19 protein-coding genes are annotated in these 16,534 nt (G+C 45.0%); 14 read left to right on the plus strand and 5 right to left on the minus strand.

Annotation, left to right across the window (positions count from 1 at the left end):
- Window positions 1–40: 40 nt before the first annotated feature.
- Window positions 41–580 (minus strand): peptide deformylase, encoded by a 540-nt coding sequence (gene def, locus BW42_RS01770; protein WP_023468853.1) that lies wholly within the window; start codon window positions 578–580, stop codon window positions 41–43.
- A gap of 378 nt (window positions 581–958) precedes the next feature.
- Between def and pdhA the strand changes: the two genes are divergently transcribed.
- The 5 genes from pdhA to BW42_RS01795 all read left to right on the plus strand — a co-directional run bounded on the left by pdhA (window position 959) and on the right by BW42_RS01795 (window position 6,239).
- On the plus strand, window positions 959–2,041 hold the full coding sequence (gene pdhA, locus BW42_RS01775; protein ID WP_035406689.1) for a pyruvate dehydrogenase (acetyl-transferring) E1 component subunit alpha: 1,083 nt from the start codon (window positions 959–961) through the stop codon (window positions 2,039–2,041).
- A gap of 3 nt (window positions 2,042–2,044) precedes the next feature.
- Entirely contained in the window at window positions 2,045–3,022 is a 978-nt protein-coding gene (locus tag BW42_RS01780; RefSeq protein WP_035406692.1) for an alpha-ketoacid dehydrogenase subunit beta, read from the plus strand.
- 101 nt (window positions 3,023–3,123) lie between these two features.
- Complete coding sequence (locus BW42_RS01785) at window positions 3,124–4,410, plus strand: dihydrolipoamide acetyltransferase family protein (protein ID WP_035406694.1); 1,287 nt, start codon at window positions 3,124–3,126, stop codon at window positions 4,408–4,410.
- Between the two features lie 3 nt (window positions 4,411–4,413).
- On the plus strand, window positions 4,414–5,826 hold the full coding sequence (lpdA, locus tag BW42_RS01790; protein WP_035406696.1) for a dihydrolipoyl dehydrogenase: 1,413 nt from the start codon (window positions 4,414–4,416) through the stop codon (window positions 5,824–5,826).
- Window positions 5,827–5,933: 107 nt separating this feature from the next.
- The gene (locus BW42_RS01795; RefSeq protein ID WP_035406699.1) at window positions 5,934–6,239 is read left to right on the plus strand and encodes an SAV0927 family protein; all 306 of its coding nucleotides are present in this window, start codon (window positions 5,934–5,936) and stop codon (window positions 6,237–6,239) included.
- Window positions 6,240–6,300: 61 nt separating this feature from the next.
- Here the strand turns inward: BW42_RS01795 and BW42_RS01800 are convergent, their stop codons facing one another.
- Complete coding sequence (locus BW42_RS01800) at window positions 6,301–7,788, minus strand: aminotransferase class I/II-fold pyridoxal phosphate-dependent enzyme (protein WP_035406702.1); 1,488 nt, start codon at window positions 7,786–7,788, stop codon at window positions 6,301–6,303.
- Between the two features lie 133 nt (window positions 7,789–7,921).
- Between BW42_RS01800 and BW42_RS01805 the strand changes: the two genes are divergently transcribed.
- The 3 genes from BW42_RS01805 to BW42_RS01815 all read left to right on the plus strand — a co-directional run bounded on the left by BW42_RS01805 (window position 7,922) and on the right by BW42_RS01815 (window position 9,576).
- Window positions 7,922–8,194 carry a UPF0223 family protein gene (locus BW42_RS01805; RefSeq protein ID WP_035406705.1) on the plus strand — a complete coding sequence of 91 codons (273 nt, stop codon included), beginning with the start codon at window positions 7,922–7,924 and terminating at the stop codon, window positions 8,192–8,194.
- 283 nt (window positions 8,195–8,477) lie between these two features.
- Window positions 8,478–8,666: a hypothetical protein gene (locus BW42_RS01810; protein WP_023468845.1), complete on the plus strand. Its 189-nt coding sequence runs from the start codon at window positions 8,478–8,480 to the stop codon at window positions 8,664–8,666.
- 124 nt (window positions 8,667–8,790) lie between these two features.
- Window positions 8,791–9,576 (plus strand): inositol monophosphatase family protein, encoded by a 786-nt coding sequence (locus BW42_RS01815; RefSeq protein ID WP_035406708.1) that lies wholly within the window; start codon window positions 8,791–8,793, stop codon window positions 9,574–9,576.
- A 40-nt stretch (window positions 9,577–9,616) separates the two neighbouring features.
- On the opposite strand, the gene BW42_RS16390 is transcribed toward BW42_RS01815, so the two are convergent.
- Complete coding sequence (locus tag BW42_RS16390) at window positions 9,617–9,787, minus strand: DUF5325 family protein (RefSeq protein ID WP_162236131.1); 171 nt, start codon at window positions 9,785–9,787, stop codon at window positions 9,617–9,619.
- A gap of 184 nt (window positions 9,788–9,971) precedes the next feature.
- Between BW42_RS16390 and typA the strand changes: the two genes are divergently transcribed.
- The 3 genes from typA to BW42_RS01830 all read left to right on the plus strand — a co-directional run bounded on the left by typA (window position 9,972) and on the right by BW42_RS01830 (window position 13,416).
- The gene (typA, locus tag BW42_RS01820) at window positions 9,972–11,819 is read left to right on the plus strand and encodes a translational GTPase TypA (protein WP_035406711.1); all 1,848 of its coding nucleotides are present in this window, start codon (window positions 9,972–9,974) and stop codon (window positions 11,817–11,819) included.
- Between the two features lie 26 nt (window positions 11,820–11,845).
- Window positions 11,846–12,199 carry a YlaH-like family protein gene (locus tag BW42_RS01825; protein ID WP_035406714.1) on the plus strand — a complete coding sequence of 118 codons (354 nt, stop codon included), beginning with the start codon at window positions 11,846–11,848 and terminating at the stop codon, window positions 12,197–12,199.
- A gap of 122 nt (window positions 12,200–12,321) precedes the next feature.
- The gene (locus BW42_RS01830; RefSeq protein ID WP_231496836.1) at window positions 12,322–13,416 is read left to right on the plus strand and encodes a sorbosone dehydrogenase family protein; all 1,095 of its coding nucleotides are present in this window, start codon (window positions 12,322–12,324) and stop codon (window positions 13,414–13,416) included.
- A gap of 42 nt (window positions 13,417–13,458) precedes the next feature.
- Here the strand turns inward: BW42_RS01830 and BW42_RS01835 are convergent, their stop codons facing one another.
- Window positions 13,459–13,662 (minus strand): YlaI family protein, encoded by a 204-nt coding sequence (locus BW42_RS01835; RefSeq protein ID WP_035406716.1) that lies wholly within the window; start codon window positions 13,660–13,662, stop codon window positions 13,459–13,461.
- 117 nt (window positions 13,663–13,779) lie between these two features.
- On the opposite strand from BW42_RS01835, the gene BW42_RS01840 reads away from it, so the two are divergent.
- Both BW42_RS01840 and BW42_RS01845 read left to right on the plus strand, forming a co-directional pair.
- Window positions 13,780–14,232 (plus strand): hypothetical protein, encoded by a 453-nt coding sequence (locus BW42_RS01840; RefSeq protein WP_035406719.1) that lies wholly within the window; start codon window positions 13,780–13,782, stop codon window positions 14,230–14,232.
- A gap of 40 nt (window positions 14,233–14,272) precedes the next feature.
- Window positions 14,273–15,589: a PhoH family protein gene (locus tag BW42_RS01845; RefSeq protein WP_035406722.1), complete on the plus strand. Its 1,317-nt coding sequence runs from the start codon at window positions 14,273–14,275 to the stop codon at window positions 15,587–15,589.
- 38 nt (window positions 15,590–15,627) lie between these two features.
- Here BW42_RS01845 and BW42_RS01850 read toward each other — a convergent pair whose 3' ends face one another.
- Window positions 15,628–16,089 carry a hypothetical protein gene (locus BW42_RS01850; RefSeq protein WP_035406725.1) on the minus strand — a complete coding sequence of 154 codons (462 nt, stop codon included), beginning with the start codon at window positions 16,087–16,089 and terminating at the stop codon, window positions 15,628–15,630.
- A 123-nt stretch (window positions 16,090–16,212) separates the two neighbouring features.
- Here BW42_RS01850 and BW42_RS01855 point away from each other — a divergent pair, with 123 nt between their 5' ends.
- Window positions 16,213–16,491, plus strand: a complete 279-nt coding sequence (locus tag BW42_RS01855; RefSeq protein WP_023468835.1) for a YlaN family protein — start codon at window positions 16,213–16,215, stop codon at window positions 16,489–16,491.
- The last annotated feature ends 43 nt before the right edge of the window (window positions 16,492–16,534 follow it).

A 16,534-nucleotide genomic window follows, 5' to 3' on the forward strand; every position in this document is an offset into this window, starting at 1 on the left:
AAAATCCTCGTTTCCGGAAACGGAAACGAGGATTTTTGTATTATGTGGCAGGACCATATTCCTTGAATGGTTCTTTTTTATCAATCCGATCATAGAACATGACACCATCTAAATGATCATATTCGTGTTGACAGACGATTGCTTTCATCCCTTTTAAACGTAATTTTACCGGATTTCCGTTATGATCGATGCCAGTTAGGGTAATACGCATATAGCGCGGTACATGTCCTTCGACTTCACGGTCGACGGACAGACATCCTTCGCCGCCCGTTAAATACGTCTGCTCGACGGAATGACTGATGATTTTTGGATTATAGATACCAAATTCCAGCAAATCATCACCATCCGGTAAGCGGATTGCGAACATGCGCTTGTTGACACCGATTTGTGGTGCTGCAAGTCCAATGCCGCTTCGTAAATCGTATTTCTTCGCAATTTCATCATCTTGACTGTTGGCGAGGAACTCGCGCATGAGTCGCATCGTTTCCTTATCCTCATCGCTGAGAGGGAAGGTCACTTCTACTGACCGTTCGTGAAGAGCAGGAACGTCTTCGCGTACGATTTCATTCATGGTGATCATGAACAACACTCCTTTCGTCTACAAAAAGTATAGCATAGGAAAGTGGGGAATGATGACAACTAACACAGTAGGAAAATATCGAATGATACAGAAGATGGAATATTCTAGTTTTGTGATTGAATTCACAATGTGAAACGCGAAAAAAATAAAACATTTCCTTTGATTTTAAGGTGTTACAGATTTATACTTGTAACGTAATGAACAAGACACTATAACGTGTCGATTCATGATAATACAGTTTACTCAACTGAATAGGTACACAGACACATGTTCAAAGGATAGTCACACGGGACTTCGTTTTTTTGGACACTATTGTCATGTGGGCAAATCAGTCAGAGGAATATTTCGCTGAACGCAGTGAAAGGATGAGGTGAAAAGATGAACGTAAACATGTTTAAAAACGTGGAAGAAAACTTTGAAACGTTCCGCATTCTTGACGAGAAAGGTGAAGTCGTCAATAAAGACGCTATGCCAGACCTCTCGGATGAAGAGCTTACGGAATTAATGCGCCGTCTCGTATACACACGTATCTGGGACCAACGTGCAATCTCACTTAACCGTCAAGGACGTCTTGGTTTCTACGCTCCAGTAGCTGGACAAGAAGCGTCAATGATCGGTACGCAATTCGCTTTGGATAAAGATGACTGGATTCTTCCTGGATACCGTGATATTCCACAAATGGTCTTCCATGGCTTCCCACTTTACAAAGCATTCTTGTTCTCACGCGGTCACATCACAGGTGGTCAGATTCCTGAAGGTGTTAACGTCTTAATGCCACAAATCATCATCGGTGCGCAGATCGTTCAAGCGGCTGGTGTTGCTCTCGGTCTTAAGAAAAGCGGTAAAGAACAAGTAGCGATCACTTACACAGGTGATGGTGGTTCTTCACAAGGGGACTTCTATGAAGGTATGAACTTCGCTGGAGCTTTCAAAGCACCTGCAATCTTCGTCGTTCAAAACAACCGTTTCGCAATCTCGACACCTGTCGAAAAACAATCTATGGCGAAAACAATCGCTCAAAAAGCTGTTGCTGCTGGTATCAATGGTATCCAAGTCGACGGTATGGACGTTCTTGCTGTATACGCAGCTACGAAACAAGCACGCGTAGAAGCACTTAACGGTGTTCCGACATTGATCGAAACATTGACTTACCGTTATGGACCACACACACTCGCTGGTGATGATCCAACACGTTACCGTACAAAAGACATGGATGATGAGTATCAAGCACAAGATCCACTCGTCCGTTTCCGTGCTTTCATGGAAGCAAAAGGTCTTTGGAACGAAGATAAAGAGAACGAAGTCATCGAGCAAGCTAAAGCTGACGTTAAGGAAGCACTTGCACAAGCTGACAAAGAACCAAAACAAAAAGTTACAGATTTCATCAACGTGATGGCTGAAAAGCTTCCACTAAACCTGCAAGAGCAGCTTGATGAGTATACAGCAAAGGAGTCGAAATAACCCATGGCACAAATGACGATGATCCAAGCGATCACTGACGCAATGCGCGTCGAGATGAAACGCGACGAACAAGTTCTCTTGTTCGGTGAAGACGTCGGTAAAAACGGTGGGGTATTCCGTGCGACAGAAGGTCTTCAAGATGAGCTCGGCGAAGACCGTGTCTTCGATACACCACTTGCGGAATCAGGTATTGGTGGTCTTGCTGTCGGATTCAGTCTGACAGGATTCCGTCCAATCATGGAAATCCAATTCTTCGGATTCGTATTCGAAGTATTCGATTCAGTTGCAGCACAACTCGCGCGTCTCCGTTACCGTTCAGGTGGCACATACAATGCACCTGTAACAATCCGTTCACCATTCGGTGGCGGTGTTAAAACACCGGAACTTCACGCAGATAACCTCGAAGGACTCATGGCTCAGTCACCAGGACTTAAAGTTGTCATTCCTTCAACACCATACGATGCAAAAGGTCTCTTGATCGCGTCAATCCGTGATAACGACCCAGTCGTATTCCTCGAGCACATGAAACTCTACCGTTCATTCCGCGGTGAAGTGCCAGAGGGCGATTACACGATCGAACTCGGAAAAGCTGATGTAAAACGTGAAGGTACAGATGTAACAATCGTCACTTACGGTGCGATGGTGCACGCTTCACTTAAAGCAGCAGAAGAGCTTGAAAAAGAAAACATCAGCGTCGAAATCATCGACTTGATGACGATCAGCCCGATCGATATCGATACGATTCTTGCTTCTGTCAAGAAAACAAACCGTGTCGTCGTCGTTCAAGAAGCACAAAAACAAGCGGGTATCGCTGCAATGGTTGCAACTGAAATCCAAGAACGTGCAATCCTTGACCTCGAAGCACCGATTCTTCGTGTTGCTGCTCCAGATACGATCTTCCCATTCGCACAAGGTGAAGACGTCTGGATCCCGGATCACAAAGATATCGTCGAGAAAGTCAAGACTGTCTACAATTTCTAAGAGCATTTCGGAAAATAAGGAGAGGGGTACATTCTCTCCTTGCTTCCGTTTTTACAGATAACAATCGACTAGAAGAGTGAACTAAAAGGAGGCATATTCAAATGGGTTTATTTGAATTCAAATTGCCGGATATCGGTGAGGGTATTCATGAAGGTGAAATCGTAAAGTGGTTCGTAAAAGCGGGCGACACTGTCAAAGAAGATGATGTTCTTCTTGAAGTACAAAACGATAAAGCAGTCGTTGAAATTCCATCGCCAGTTGATGGTACTGTTAAAGAAGTAAAAGTTGACGAAGGTGTCGTAGCTGTCGTTGGCGACGTCCTCATCACTTTCGAAGTCGAAGGCGAAGGTTCTGCTCCTTCTGAAGAAGCAGAGCAACCAAAAGCTGAAGAAAATGCGAAAGACGTTCAAGATACGGATCAAAAAGTGGAAGACAAACCAAACGAGGTTCAAATCCATAAATCAGAACGCGTCATCGCGATGCCATCTGTCCGTAAATATGCACGTGAAAAAGGTGTCGACATCCGTGAAGTCCAAGGTTCTGGAGACAACGGTCGTGTCGTTAAAGAAGACATCGATGCATTCGCAAACGGTGGACAAACTTCTGATGCACCAGCAACTGAAGAAAAAGCACCAGCTGCTTCTGCACCAAAAACAGAAGTGAAGCCATACGTTGCTGCTCAACCTGAACTTGAAACACGCGAGAAAATCAAAGGAATCCGTAAAGCGATTTCGAAAGCAATGGTTAATTCGAAACATACAGCTCCACACGTAACACTCATGGACGAAGTGGATGTTACGAACCTCGTTGCACTCCGTAAAAACTTCAAAGAAGTTGCGGCTGCTCAAGGTACGAAATTGACTTACCTTCCGTTCGTCGTAAAAGCATTGACTGCTGCTGCTAAAAAATACCCGGCAATCAACGCATCAATCGACGATGTAAACGAAGAAATCGTCTACAAAAACTACTTCAACATCGGTATTGCTGCTGATACAGACAACGGTCTTGTCGTACCAGTCGTCAAAGATGCAGATCGTAAATCGATCTTCGCACTTGCTGACAACATCAATGACCTTGCTGGTAAAGCACGTGACGGAAAACTTTCTGGCGACGAGATGAAAGGCGGATCAATCACGATCACTAACATCGGTTCTGCTGGCGGTCAATGGTTCACACCAGTCATCAACCACCCAGAAGTTGCAATCCTCGGTATCGGTCGTATCGCTGAAAAAGCGGTCGTCAAAAACGGCGAAATCGTTGCTGCACCAGTTCTTGCACTTTCATTCAGCTTCGACCACCGTCTCATCGATGGTGCAACTGCACAAAACGCGCTTAACTTAGTTAAACGCCTATTGAACGACCCACAACTTCTCATCATGGAGGGATAAGCAATGGTAGTAGGTGAATTCGCACAAGAAACAGATTTACTCGTAATCGGGGCTGGCCCTGGTGGTTACGTTGCTGCAATCCGCGGCGCGCAACTTGGTATGAAAGTAACAATCGTTGAACGTGAAAACGTCGGCGGTGTCTGCTTAAACGTAGGATGTATCCCATCAAAAGCCTTGATCACTGCAGGACATAACTTCCAGCACGCTAAAGGTTCAAGCGATATGGGGATCACTTCTGAGAATGCAACTGTCGATTTCTCGAAAGTTCAATCTTGGAAACAATCTGTCGTCAACAAATTGACTGGCGGCGTTAGTGGTCTTCTTAAAGGCAACAAAGTCGAGACTGTCGTTGGGGAAGCTTACTTCCAATCAGAAGATACAGTTCGTATCATCAACGAAGATTCTTCGACTCCTTACAAATTCAAGAAATGTATCATCGCGACTGGTTCGACTCCAATCGAACTTCCAGCTTTCAAATGGTCAAAACGCGTTCTTTCTTCAACAGGCGCATTGAACCTTCCTGAAATCCCGAAAAAACTCATCGTCATCGGTGGCGGATACATCGGGATGGAGCTTGGTACAGCGTATGCGAACTTCGATACAGAAGTCGTCATTCTTGAAGGAACAAAAGACATCCTTTCTGGTTTCGAGCCTGCTATGACACAAGTAGTCAAGAAAAAGCTCAAACAAAAAGGTAACATCACGATCCACAACGAAGCACTTGCACAAAGTGTGGTAGAGTCAGAAGATGGTGTTAAAGTAACATTCGAAGTCAACGGTGAAGCACAAACAGTTGAAGCGGACTACGTCCTCGTCACTGTTGGTCGTCGTCCTAACACAAGTGATCTTGGTCTTGAAATGGCAGAAGTCAAAGTCAGCGACCGTGGTCTTGTTGAAATCGACGATCAGTGCCGTACTTCAAACGAAAACATTTACGCAATCGGTGATATCGTTCCAGGACCACCACTTGCGCACAAAGCTTCATTCGAAGCTAAAATCGCTGCTGAAGCAGCTGCAGGACACCCTGCATACCTCGACTACAGCGCGATTCCAGCGGTCGTCTTCACAGACCCAGAACTCGCTACAGTCGGTTACACGGAAGCACAAGCGAAAGAAGAAGGACTCGACTATGTCGCGTCTAAATTCCCTTACGCTGCGAATGGTCGTGCACTTGCACTCAACGAGCCAGACGGCTTCTTGAAAATGATTACTCGTAAATCAGATGGTCTCTTGATCGGCGCGCAAATCGCTGGTACAGGCGCTTCTGATATGATCGCTGAAATGGGACTCGCAATCGAGTCTGGTATGACAGCTGAAGATATCGCACTCACAATCCACGCGCACCCATCACTTGGTGAAATCGCAATGGAAACTGCTGAAGTTGCAATCGGTAGCCCGATCCATATCATTAAATAATTCCGAAACACCTCATGCACGGGGAGCCGACCGTGTATGAGGTGTTTTTTTTGTTTTGTCTTGATTCAAAAAAGGAAAAGAATAAAAAATGGAGAGGGTGGACGCATATGGAATCCGTGACTGCCTTAGAGGAGCTGTATTACGTATCAGAGATGGATAAGGTTCGCTTTGTAGGCTGGACGACCGCATTCGCTCGCTATGATTTCGCTGTCATCTGTACAGGACAATTTTTTGGGAAAGTACTCGTCGTTAGTTTAACCGGTGGTCAGTCAGCGTTATTTGATCAACAGGATGTGTTAAATGGAGAAGTTTTAGCTCGTACTTTTGCAATTGAGCAAGAGGATGTTGCATTAATTGGTGAAGCATTAGCGGCATTCATTCCTTGTTCGCCAAACGATGAATATGCAGAATGAAACGATCCAATTAAAAAAGCAGTAATCCTCATCTAGTAAGGATTACTGCTTTGTTTTGTCTTCACCGAATTGCATTCGATTGCTGAATGACTTTGATCGTCTCGAGCGAATGATCCTCAAGACCTTGAACCGGAAGACCAGCTTCAATGTTTTCTTTAATATAGGCAAGATTGTCTGCCGTGATCATTTCGCCAGGAATAAAGATGGGAATACCAGGAGGATACACCATCATGAATTCAGCTGAAATCCGTCCGACCGCATCGACTAACGGAATTGTCTCTGTTTCTTCATAGAAAGCATCACGTGGGCTGAGAGCGAGCGCTGGAATGTCTGGAAGGACGATTGAGTGATCAGTCGTTTCAGCGCCATTATTCTGATAGCGTGCAACAAGTAAAGACATCGCATGTAGGAATGCATCGATTGTCTCTTCCGAGTCACCAGAAGTGATGATGACAAGGATATTATTTAAATCAGAAAGTTCAACTTCGATCCGATGTTCTTCACGCAAAAACTCTTCGACAAGGTGACCAGAGATACCAAGTCCCTTAACGGAAACGAGCACTTTCGTTGGATCAAAAGCGAACGTCGCACTTGAATGAAGATCGGATTCGCCGAAAACGGCGAGATAAGGAAGCTTCGCTAATCCGAAACGCATCCGTGTCGCGAGTTCGAGTGCCCGACGATTCATCGCTTCACCGTTGATTGCAAGATGGCGCCGTGCGCAGTCAAGAGAAGCAAGCAGTAGATAGGATGTTGAAGTCGTCGTCAACATCGAGAGTACCGCTTGGACCTTATCCGGAGAGACAAGACCCCGGCGAACGTTTAAAACAGAGCTTCCAGTGAGTGATCCACCGAGTTTATGGACACTCGTTGCTGCGAGATCAGCTCCTGCTTGCATCGCAGATAACGGCATATCTTCGTGGAAGGCGATATGGACGCCGTGTGCTTCGTCGACGAGTACCGGAATACCCTTACTATGGGAAAGTTTGACGATGCTCTCCAAGTCGCCAGCAACGCCGAAATAGGTCGGGTTGATGACGAGCACTGCCTTTGTATCAGGATGAAGTGCAAGGGCACGTTCTACCGCGCTTGGTGTGATACCGTGTGCGATACCAAATGTCTCATCGAATTCAGGATGAATGAAAATCGGGTGCGCACCAGAAAGAACGATAGCTGACATCACCGATTTATGAACATTCCGAGGAACGAGAATTTTATCATCAGGTCCGACGACGCTCATGATCATTGCCATGATTGCGGTTGACGTTCCTTGTACGGAAAAGAACGTTTCGTCGGCATGGAAGGCTTGAGCTGCCAATTGATGAGCTTCCTTAATGATTGCCTTTGGATGATGAAGATCATCAAGGGGAGCGATATTGATTAAATCGATATCGAGCGCATTCTGACCGATGAACGATCGAAAGGCTGGATCCATTCCTTGACCATTTTTATGACCGGGAATATGAAATTGAATTGGTTGACGTTTCGCATGCGCGAGTAGCGCATCGAATAAAGGTGTATCGAGCTGTGTTAAGCTTTTTGTTTGCACCAGATTTCCCCCCCTTAAAACCGAATAAAAATACAATCAAACAAGCTAACTATAACAAGTTTTCGGACGGTTGCAACTGTTTTATGCTTCTTTTCCGTGTAAAATAGAAAAGTGCAGAAAGGAAGTGGGAATGATGGCATTGAATTATCCGCTCAATTCCGATTGGTCGACGGAAGAAATTGTGAAAGTCATCGACTTTTTCAATTTAGTCGAACAAGCGTATGAATCAGGTGTAGAACGACAACGTTTGCTCGAGGCATATCGGGAATTTAAGCAAATCGTCACCTCGAAATCCGAGGAAAAACAGTGGGATCAGTTTTATATGGAAGAGACAGGTTGCTCAAGTTATCGGACGATGCAACAGGCAAAACGCCAAGAAGATCCAATCGTGCGCATGAAAAAATAATGACATCATAAAAGATAAGACTCCTATGCGATCGTATAGGAGTCTTATCTTTTATACGGACTGGAAATGTGCGGAAAATGATCATCATTTGTTTAAAGTGGAAGGGAAGCGGCTATATACTACATACAAGACGTTATCCTTACAAATATGTGAAACTGTATTTTTTAAAATTAGATGCTTTACATCTAAGTTGAATCGTACTATTATTGATTCAATCCACTGATAAGTCGCAATTGTCTGACAAATTAAACTTCTGTTTATCCCGCGAAGGAGTGTGGTTACTGTGAAACAAGTGATAGAAGCATACAAGAGAAAAGATGCAGAAAAACGCATTCCTGTATTGCGTCTCGAAATCGACTATGAGCTTGCTACATTACATGATGCGATGGTGGCAAGTGACGCAGAAGCTGTTGGTGCAAGTAAAGAGCGCCTCGAAAAATATCGTCAAGAGATGGTACGTCTTGAAGCTTGATTTCAACGTCCTTTTCTCTACCTTATAATAAAATATCACCACTTCAACCAGCGAATCGTTCGCTGGTTTTCTTTTTTTGTTACTATAGAAGAAGCTGGAAACGATGATGAAGGAGTGAAGGAAGATGCAAATCGAGTTGGATGCGATAGACTTGATCAAGCGAGCAGGGAAATACATTCGCGAAAAGATTGATGTGTCGTATCACATTGAACAGAAAACCGGAAAAAGTGATTTAGTGACGGAGATTGATCAAGCCGTCGAGGATTTATTGATTAAAGGTATTCTAGATCGCTATCCGGATCATCATATTTATGGTGAAGAGGGGCGCATCGCTCGACCCGATACACTCGAAGGTACGATTTGGTTCGTTGATCCGATCGACGGAACGATGAACTTCATCCGTCAAAAGCGAATGTTCGCCATCTCAATTGCGATCATGATGGAAGGGGAATTACGGTACGGATTTGTTTATGATGTCATGGCTGACGAGCTATTTCATGTCATCAAAGGACAAGGGGCTTATCAAAACGGTATTCGGTTACCTCAACTGACAGAACGGAGCGTTAAGGAAGCGATCATCTGTATGAATGCTACTTGGGTGACGCCGAACCGTCGAATTAACACGGATCGTCTTGCGCCGCTCGTGCGACACGCAGTAGGTGTACGAGCGATTGGTGCAGCTTCCCTTGAACTCGCATGGACGGCTGCCGGACGCGTTGATGGATATATCACGATGCGTAACATGCCTTGGGATTATGCAGCCGGTCAATTATTGATTGAAGAGCTTGGTGGACGTGTCGGGACGATTACCGGAGAGCCGATGTCGTTTCTCGAGCAAACGAGTGTATTAGCAGGGAGCCAGACATTCGTTGAAGATGTATTGACGTTTGTACAAACACAAGAGGATTGAAAAAAGGTCCTTTCGTTTTAAACGAAAGGAACCTTCTCAGTCATGTTTGTTTGCGCAAACGTGCCTTTAAAACGAATCCGGCACCCATCGCAACTATCATCAAGACGACAGAGGCGATCGTCATCGGTACGTTTTGTTCCGCGATGAAAATGCCGATGCCTGCCATGGATCCTACTGCAAGCATGGCAAGTAACAAAAATAGTAGACGCATGTTTTTTCCCCCTCTACCCGTGAGTACGTTAACAGTGTAGCGTGAATGAAGAATAATGAAAAGGCTTTCGAGATGATGTCGAATCTTAGTCATTGCCAATTAGGACTCTACCTGTGCTATACTCTTAAAGTTGACCGAAAGTATGATAAGATTTATTTAAATGAATAGAAAGAGGTACACACCTATGACAACATTAGTACGAAATGATTTACGCAACGTTGCGATCATCGCTCACGTTGACCATGGTAAAACAACATTAGTCGATGAGCTTTTAAAACAGTCTGGTACGTTCCGTACGAACGAACAAGTCGAAGAACGCGCAATGGACTCAAATGACATCGAGCGGGAACGTGGAATCACGATTCTTGCGAAAAACACTGCAATCGACTACAAAAACACACGCATCAACATCGTTGATACGCCAGGACACGCCGATTTCGGTGGAGAAGTTGAGCGAATCATGCGTATGGTGGATGGCGTCATCCTCGTTGTCGATGCACGTGAAGGCTGTATGCCACAAACACGTTTCGTTTTGAAAAAAGCACTCGAGCAAGGACTTCAACCAATTGTCGTCGTCAACAAAATCGACAAACCGATGGTCCGTCCTCTTGAAGTCGTCGACGAAGTCGTGGATCTCTTGATCGACCTCGGAGCTGACGAAGATCAACTCGAATTCCCAGTCGTTTATGCATCGGCAGTCAACGGCTCAAGTTCATTCGAACCTGAATTAGATAAACAAGAAGATACAATCACGAACGTTCTTGATTTAATTCTTGAGCATACACCAGCACCTGTCGATAACACAATGGAGCCACTTCAGTTCCAAGTTACGATGCTTGACTATGATAACTACCTCGGACGGATCGGTGTTGGTCGTGTCTTCCGTGGCGAAATCAAAGTTGGCGATAGCGTTTCACTTTCAAAACTTGACGGTTCAACGAAGAACTTCCGTGTCACGAAGTTGTTCGGTTACTTCGGTCTAAAACGTGTCGAAATCGAAACTGCAAAAGCAGGAGACTTGATTGCGATCGCTGGTATGGAAGACATCAACGTCGGTGAAACAGTTTGCCCAACTTCACACGTTGATCCACTCCCATTATTACGTATCGATGAGCCAACGCTTCAAATGACATTCATCGTCAATAACTCGCCATTCGCTGGTCGTGAAGGGGATCTTGTTACTTCACGTAAAATCGAAGAGCGTCTTGAAAAAGAACTTGAGACGGACGTTTCACTCCGTATCGAAAACACGGATTCACCGGACCGCTGGATCGTTTCTGGTCGTGGGGAGCTTCACCTCGGGATCTTGATCGAGAACATGCGCCGTGAAGGATACGAAATCCAAGTATCTAAACCGCAAGTTATCATCAAAGAAGAAGAAGGTGTCAAAGTCGAGCCATTCGAACGCGTCGTCATCGATACACCAGAAGAGTACACAGGTTCTGTCATGGAATCGATTGGTCTCCGTAAAGGTGAATTGACGAACATGCAAACAATGGACAACGGTCAAACGAAAATGGAATTCATCGTTCCTTCACGTGGTTTGATTGGTTACCGTAACGAATTCCTTTCTGCTACACGCGGATACGGAATCATGAACCACACATTCGAAGAATACCGTCCGTTCATCCAAGCGGATATCGGTGGACGTCGTAGTGGTGTTATGGTCTCAATCGAAACGGGTAAAGCAACTGCTTACGCGATCTCAGCTCTTGAAGACCGCGGAACGATCTTCATCGAGCCTGGTATTGAAGTATACGAAGGTATGATCATCGGCGAATGTAACCGTGATGTCGATCTCGCTGTCAACGTCGTTAAAGCAAAACAATTAACGAACATGCGTGCATCTGCAAAAGACTCAACGAACGTTCTTAAACGTCCACGTGTCTTCTCACTTGAAGAGTCGTTGACATTCTTGAATGAAGATGAGTACTGTGAAATCACACCACAATCGGTTCGTCTCCGTAAACAAGTCTTGAACAAAAACGAACGTGAAAAGCAAGAAAAACGTCGTCGTCTAGGTAAAGATTGAGTCTTGAACGAATAGGGGGATTGGCAATGAATGCACAAGCTGCCGTTGCTTCTGATTTTCCGAAATACGATATTCCGTTCATCGCGAAACTTCTCGGTGTCGGAAGTGATCCGAATAACATCGAAACGGGATTTTATCCTTTAATGATCACTGTCGTCATCTTGACGCTTGTCGTCTTTAAGTTAGGATTTGCTAAGGAACTAGCATGGTGGAAATCACTGATCGTCTATCTCATGCTCGCCGTCTTCTCGGCAGCATTGACGCTTGTCTTCTGGACATGGCCGATTCCTGAAGTACTCCTTGCGATGGTCTTCGTACTTGGTATTTATCGCTTCCGGATGTGGATGGTCAAGCGTGAACGTGAACGGACAGCTTCTTGACGGAAGCATGTCATGAATCAAAAGAACGAATCTCTTCGGAGGTTCGTTCTTTTTTTGTGCTAATTCAGATGCATGATTTAAAGCGTAGCGGGAACAGGGATACTAAAAGGGGGGAGAAAACAGTGAAAATAAGGTATGTCATACCCCTGCTGTTAGCGGGTATTCTGATCGGCTGTACACAAACGTCAGAAGAATCGTCAACAAAGGAAACCAATCAGAAGACACAAAAAAACAATCAACAGGATTCAGGTAATCAAGAAGATACGCAATCATCACAAACGCAAGAAGGAGTCGTATTTAAAGAGCTAAACGCCCCATGGAATATCGTTCGCGAAGGAGAGACTTTTTATATTACAGAGCGCGAAGGAACAATCGTCAAAGGAAAACAAGGTGATTATGAGAGGATGCGCTTGCAACTGAAGAAAGATGTAATTGCTGAAGGAGAAAGTGGATTACTCGGTATGGTACTTGACCCTGATTTTAAGAACAATAAGACGGCATACGTCTATCATACGTATGCAAAACAAAATCAAGCGACCAATCGTGTCATTGCAATCAAAGAGGAAGACCATCAGTGGGTCGAAGAGCGTGTGTTACTCGACGATATTCCGGGAGCGACGATTCACAACGGAGGACGACTTGAGTGGGGTCCAGAAGGTGCACTATACGTCACAGCAGGAGACGCAGCAAATCCTGAACTGGCGCAAGACATCGATTCACTTGCAGGAAAAATTTTACGCATCACACCTGAAGGAAAACCGTTCAAGGGGAATCAAAAAGGCTATGTCTATAGTCTTGGTCACCGAAATCCACAAGGGCTTGTTTTCGTCGATGACCAACTGTATGCAAGTGAGCACGGACAAAGTGGACACGATGAAATTAATCGAATTGAACAAAAAAATTATGGATGGCCAACGATTGAAGGAACAGAGAAAGCAGAGGGACTCGTGACACCGTGGTACGAAGTGGGAGAGCGATCCGTTGCACCAAGTGGGATTGCAGAAGCGGATGATACGTTGTATTTTGCAACACTTGTAGGTCAACGATTACAAGCGATTGATCTAAAGACGAAACAGGTCAAAACGATTGTCGAAAATCAAGGGCGGATTCGCGACGTGTGGATTGATGAGACGTCAATTTATTATATTACAAACAATACAGATGGTAGAGGGACTCCGTCGACCGAGGATGATCGATTGGTTCGAATCAAGCGGTGAACAAAAAAGGTCTGCCAGGGAAGTTTCCCACAGACCTTTTATTTACCAATGTTTTCGTTTTGTTTCCCAAGTGGGGTATAAATGAAATTGTCCAGAGGCATGGCGTTCGAGTGTCCGTTCTTCTACGCGAGATCGACACTCATCACATAGATGGACACGAACTGGTTTATTGCGTAATCGCTTCGCCGTGAAGGACCAATCATCAATCGTCTCACGCTTATCGCAAATCGTACATTTCACTCGCATGTCGGGTCCTCCCTTTTTTTCTTAGTATATCATATTAGAAGATTATTCAGATGTAAAAAAGGGAATCGAGAAGTATATCTCGAAATATCATCACTAAGTCATAGAGGAGGTGATGTCATGGCAAATAAAGTAGAGCAACATCTCAGCTCACATCAAGTAGATGCGTTATCACAATTACCACTTGTTTTTTTGATCACGCATGATCAATCCAAACATTGGCCGATCACACATGCAATTAGTTGGGTATATGCGAAGGATTCACAAACGGTTCGTTTTGCGATCGAAGCAGATTCTCATCTCGTCAAAACGTTACGAGAACATCCGGTTTTCACCTTGATCTTCTTTGCAGAGCAGTCGACACACAGCTTAACGTGTACGGACGTCAAGGCGTTTACGCCGCAAGAACCACTTCCACTTCCGCTCTCTTTTTATGAGGGGCGCGTCGAAGAGGTGCGTGACATCTTATTTTATGGAGCAGCTGTCACACAACGACCGACCATTGAAAAAACATACGATGAACAGGCAGCTGAACGGTTGGATCAACTTGTTCATCGCATCCTAAAAGCGTAACATTCATCACAAACTCGACTCTAAAGGGGCGAACGATGGAATGAAAAAAATATACGTACTTGATACCAATGTCATGCTTCACGATCCACTTTCTCTCTTTCAGTTTCAAGAGCATGATGTCGTCATACCAGCGATCGTACTAGAAGAACTGGATGGAAAAAAACGCAACATGGATGAGGTGGGGCGCAACGCACGAGAAACAGCTCGCATTTTAGACCAATTGCGGGAAACCGGTCAGCTTCATGCGGGAGTTCCGCTTGGTAACGGTGGCATTCTTCGCGTCGATATCGGTGACTCCATTTACGAGGGCTCGCCGTTTATCCATGAATCGAACGATAATAAGATTATCGAGCTCGCATGGTCGATTCATCGTGAACAACAAACTGAAGCGACGCCACGAGATGTCATTCTCGTCTCAAAAGATATCTTAGTCCGCGTTAAAGCGGATGCGTATGGATTAGTCGCTGAGGACTATATGACGGATCATATCGCTGACTTGACTGGTCTTTATACAGGATTCATCGAAGTGACCGTCGATCAGGAATATATCGATGCTTTCTATCAGGATAAACGACTTTCAGTTGATGTATTGCCGGAAAAAGTGCAACCGAATGAATTCATCATTCTAAAAAGTAATATGTCAAAAGCCTCTGCCATTGCTGTCGTTGATCAGAATTTGCCGATCATCCGGGCACTTTCGATCGATGTCGATCAAGTCTGGGGTGTTATTCCCCGAAACGTTCAACAACGGATGGCGTTTGAGTTATTACTTCGAGACGATGTACCGCTCGTTACACTCGTTGGGAAGGCAGGTACCGGAAAGACATTACTTGCACTCGCTGCGGGGCTCCTGCAAGTAGAAGACGAGCATAAATATAAAAAACTTGTCGTTGCTCGTCCAGTCGTGCCGATGGGAAATGATATTGGCTACTTGCCAGGTGAGATGGAGGAAAAGCTTCGTCCGTGGATGCAACCGATCTACGATAACCTCGAACATCTCTTTAATACGGGATCAGGAGACGAACTTGGTAACATTCTCGCGGGAATGAAGACGATTCAACTGGAAGCGTTGACATATATTCGAGGACGGAGCATGCCGGGGCAATTCATCATCATCGATGAAGCGCAGAATTTGACGAAACACGAAGTCAAGACGATTTTAACACGTGTCGGTGAAAACTCAAAAATCGTGTTAGTGGGTGATCCGCAACAGATCGATCACCCGTATTTAGATGAATATTCGAACGGTTTATCCTACGCCGTAGAACGCCTTAAGAATGAGAAAATGACGGGACACGTCAAACTCGTCAAAGGGGAACGCTCGAATCTGGCGCGCCTCGCAGCCGACTTATTATAAAAAACGTGGTGCGTCTATTCAGGCGCACCACGTTTTCCTTATATGACGGTAACCGTGTGAACAGATTTGACGATCCGTTGTCCGTGCAACAGGTGAACGGGTCCATCTGCTAACACTTTGCCGTCTTGTGAGAACTGCAGGTACACTTCGTCGAGTTGCTCAAGTCGAAGTTCGACCGTTTCTTCACCTTCGAAACGAATAGCGGTCGCTTCCGGTAAGAGTTCAGCATTCCGGATGAACGGTGCGAGCGCCATGGCGAATGACCCTTGAAGCGCGGCTTCTTTTTCAGCGCGTGTCATCGGACGATTATGATCCGTACGACTGCCTTCCATGATGCCTTTATCCCACGCTGCCCCCATTTTCGCGTAGTACGCTTCTTGTTCGCTCGTATCTGCTGGTTGGCCAATCTTCTCAATCGCAACCTTTCGTTCATCAAAGATCCAAACTGTCGGATCAATCGTCAACTGGTGCCGTACTTTACCGTTAATCGGAAAAATCATTTGTTATACCCCCTAAATGTGTAAGTCCAACAAATCCATTATACCGAAACGTTGAATTGTTGGCGAAAGTAAGGTAAAGTTTAGCTATAACAGGAACGCGTCATTTGATGAGGAGGGATTGGATTGTCAACTGAAATCGAGACAGTTCATCGCCAGCGCGCTCTTGAGCTACTAGAAGCGGATGCACAAAAAATCCGCCGGTTGATCGAGGTCCAGCTTGCGAATTTAACGATGCCACAATGTCCTCTTTACGAGGAAGTATTGGATACACAAATGTTCGGATTGTCCCGTCAGATTGATTTTGCGGTACGTCTTGAACTGATTGATGCGGGTGAAGGGAAACAGTTGCTCGAATCACTTGAACAGCAATTATCTGATTTACATGATGCGGAGACGTGCTGATTTTCTACTCAAACGTGAAATGCGGCGTTTGGGTATTTTTTTT

Source organism: Exiguobacterium sp. RIT341 (assembly GCF_000632205.1).
Lineage (GTDB): Bacteria > Bacillota > Bacilli > Exiguobacteriales > Exiguobacteriaceae > Exiguobacterium_A.

Excerpts from the sequence above, each read along its gene's own strand:
- BW42_RS01845 (WP_035406722.1), top strand. The coding sequence starts at position 14,273 with ATGAAAAAAATATACGTACTTGATACCAATGTCATGCTTCACGATCCA.
- BW42_RS01795 (WP_035406699.1), top strand. The coding sequence starts at position 5,934 with ATGGAATCCGTGACTGCCTTAGAGGAGCTGTATTACGTATCAGAGATG.
- typA (WP_035406711.1), top strand. The coding sequence starts at position 9,972 with ATGACAACATTAGTACGAAATGATTTACGCAACGTTGCGATCATCGCT.
- BW42_RS16390 (WP_162236131.1), bottom strand. The coding sequence starts at position 9,787 with ATGCGTCTACTATTTTTGTTACTTGCCATGCTTGCAGTAGGATCCATG.
- BW42_RS01815 (WP_035406708.1), top strand. The coding sequence starts at position 8,791 with ATGCAAATCGAGTTGGATGCGATAGACTTGATCAAGCGAGCAGGGAAA.
- pdhA (WP_035406689.1), top strand. The coding sequence starts at position 959 with ATGAACGTAAACATGTTTAAAAACGTGGAAGAAAACTTTGAAACGTTC.
- BW42_RS01850 (WP_035406725.1), bottom strand. The coding sequence starts at position 16,089 with ATGATTTTTCCGATTAACGGTAAAGTACGGCACCAGTTGACGATTGAT.
- BW42_RS01780 (WP_035406692.1), top strand. The coding sequence starts at position 2,045 with ATGGCACAAATGACGATGATCCAAGCGATCACTGACGCAATGCGCGTC.
- lpdA (WP_035406696.1), top strand. The coding sequence starts at position 4,414 with ATGGTAGTAGGTGAATTCGCACAAGAAACAGATTTACTCGTAATCGGG.
- BW42_RS01785 (WP_035406694.1), top strand. The coding sequence starts at position 3,124 with ATGGGTTTATTTGAATTCAAATTGCCGGATATCGGTGAGGGTATTCAT.
- BW42_RS01840 (WP_035406719.1), top strand. The coding sequence starts at position 13,780 with ATGGCAAATAAAGTAGAGCAACATCTCAGCTCACATCAAGTAGATGCG.
- BW42_RS01805 (WP_035406705.1), top strand. The coding sequence starts at position 7,922 with ATGGCATTGAATTATCCGCTCAATTCCGATTGGTCGACGGAAGAAATT.
- BW42_RS01825 (WP_035406714.1), top strand. The coding sequence starts at position 11,846 with ATGAATGCACAAGCTGCCGTTGCTTCTGATTTTCCGAAATACGATATT.
- def (WP_023468853.1), bottom strand. The coding sequence starts at position 580 with ATGATCACCATGAATGAAATCGTACGCGAAGACGTTCCTGCTCTTCAC.
- BW42_RS01835 (WP_035406716.1), bottom strand. The coding sequence starts at position 13,662 with ATGCGAGTGAAATGTACGATTTGCGATAAGCGTGAGACGATTGATGAT.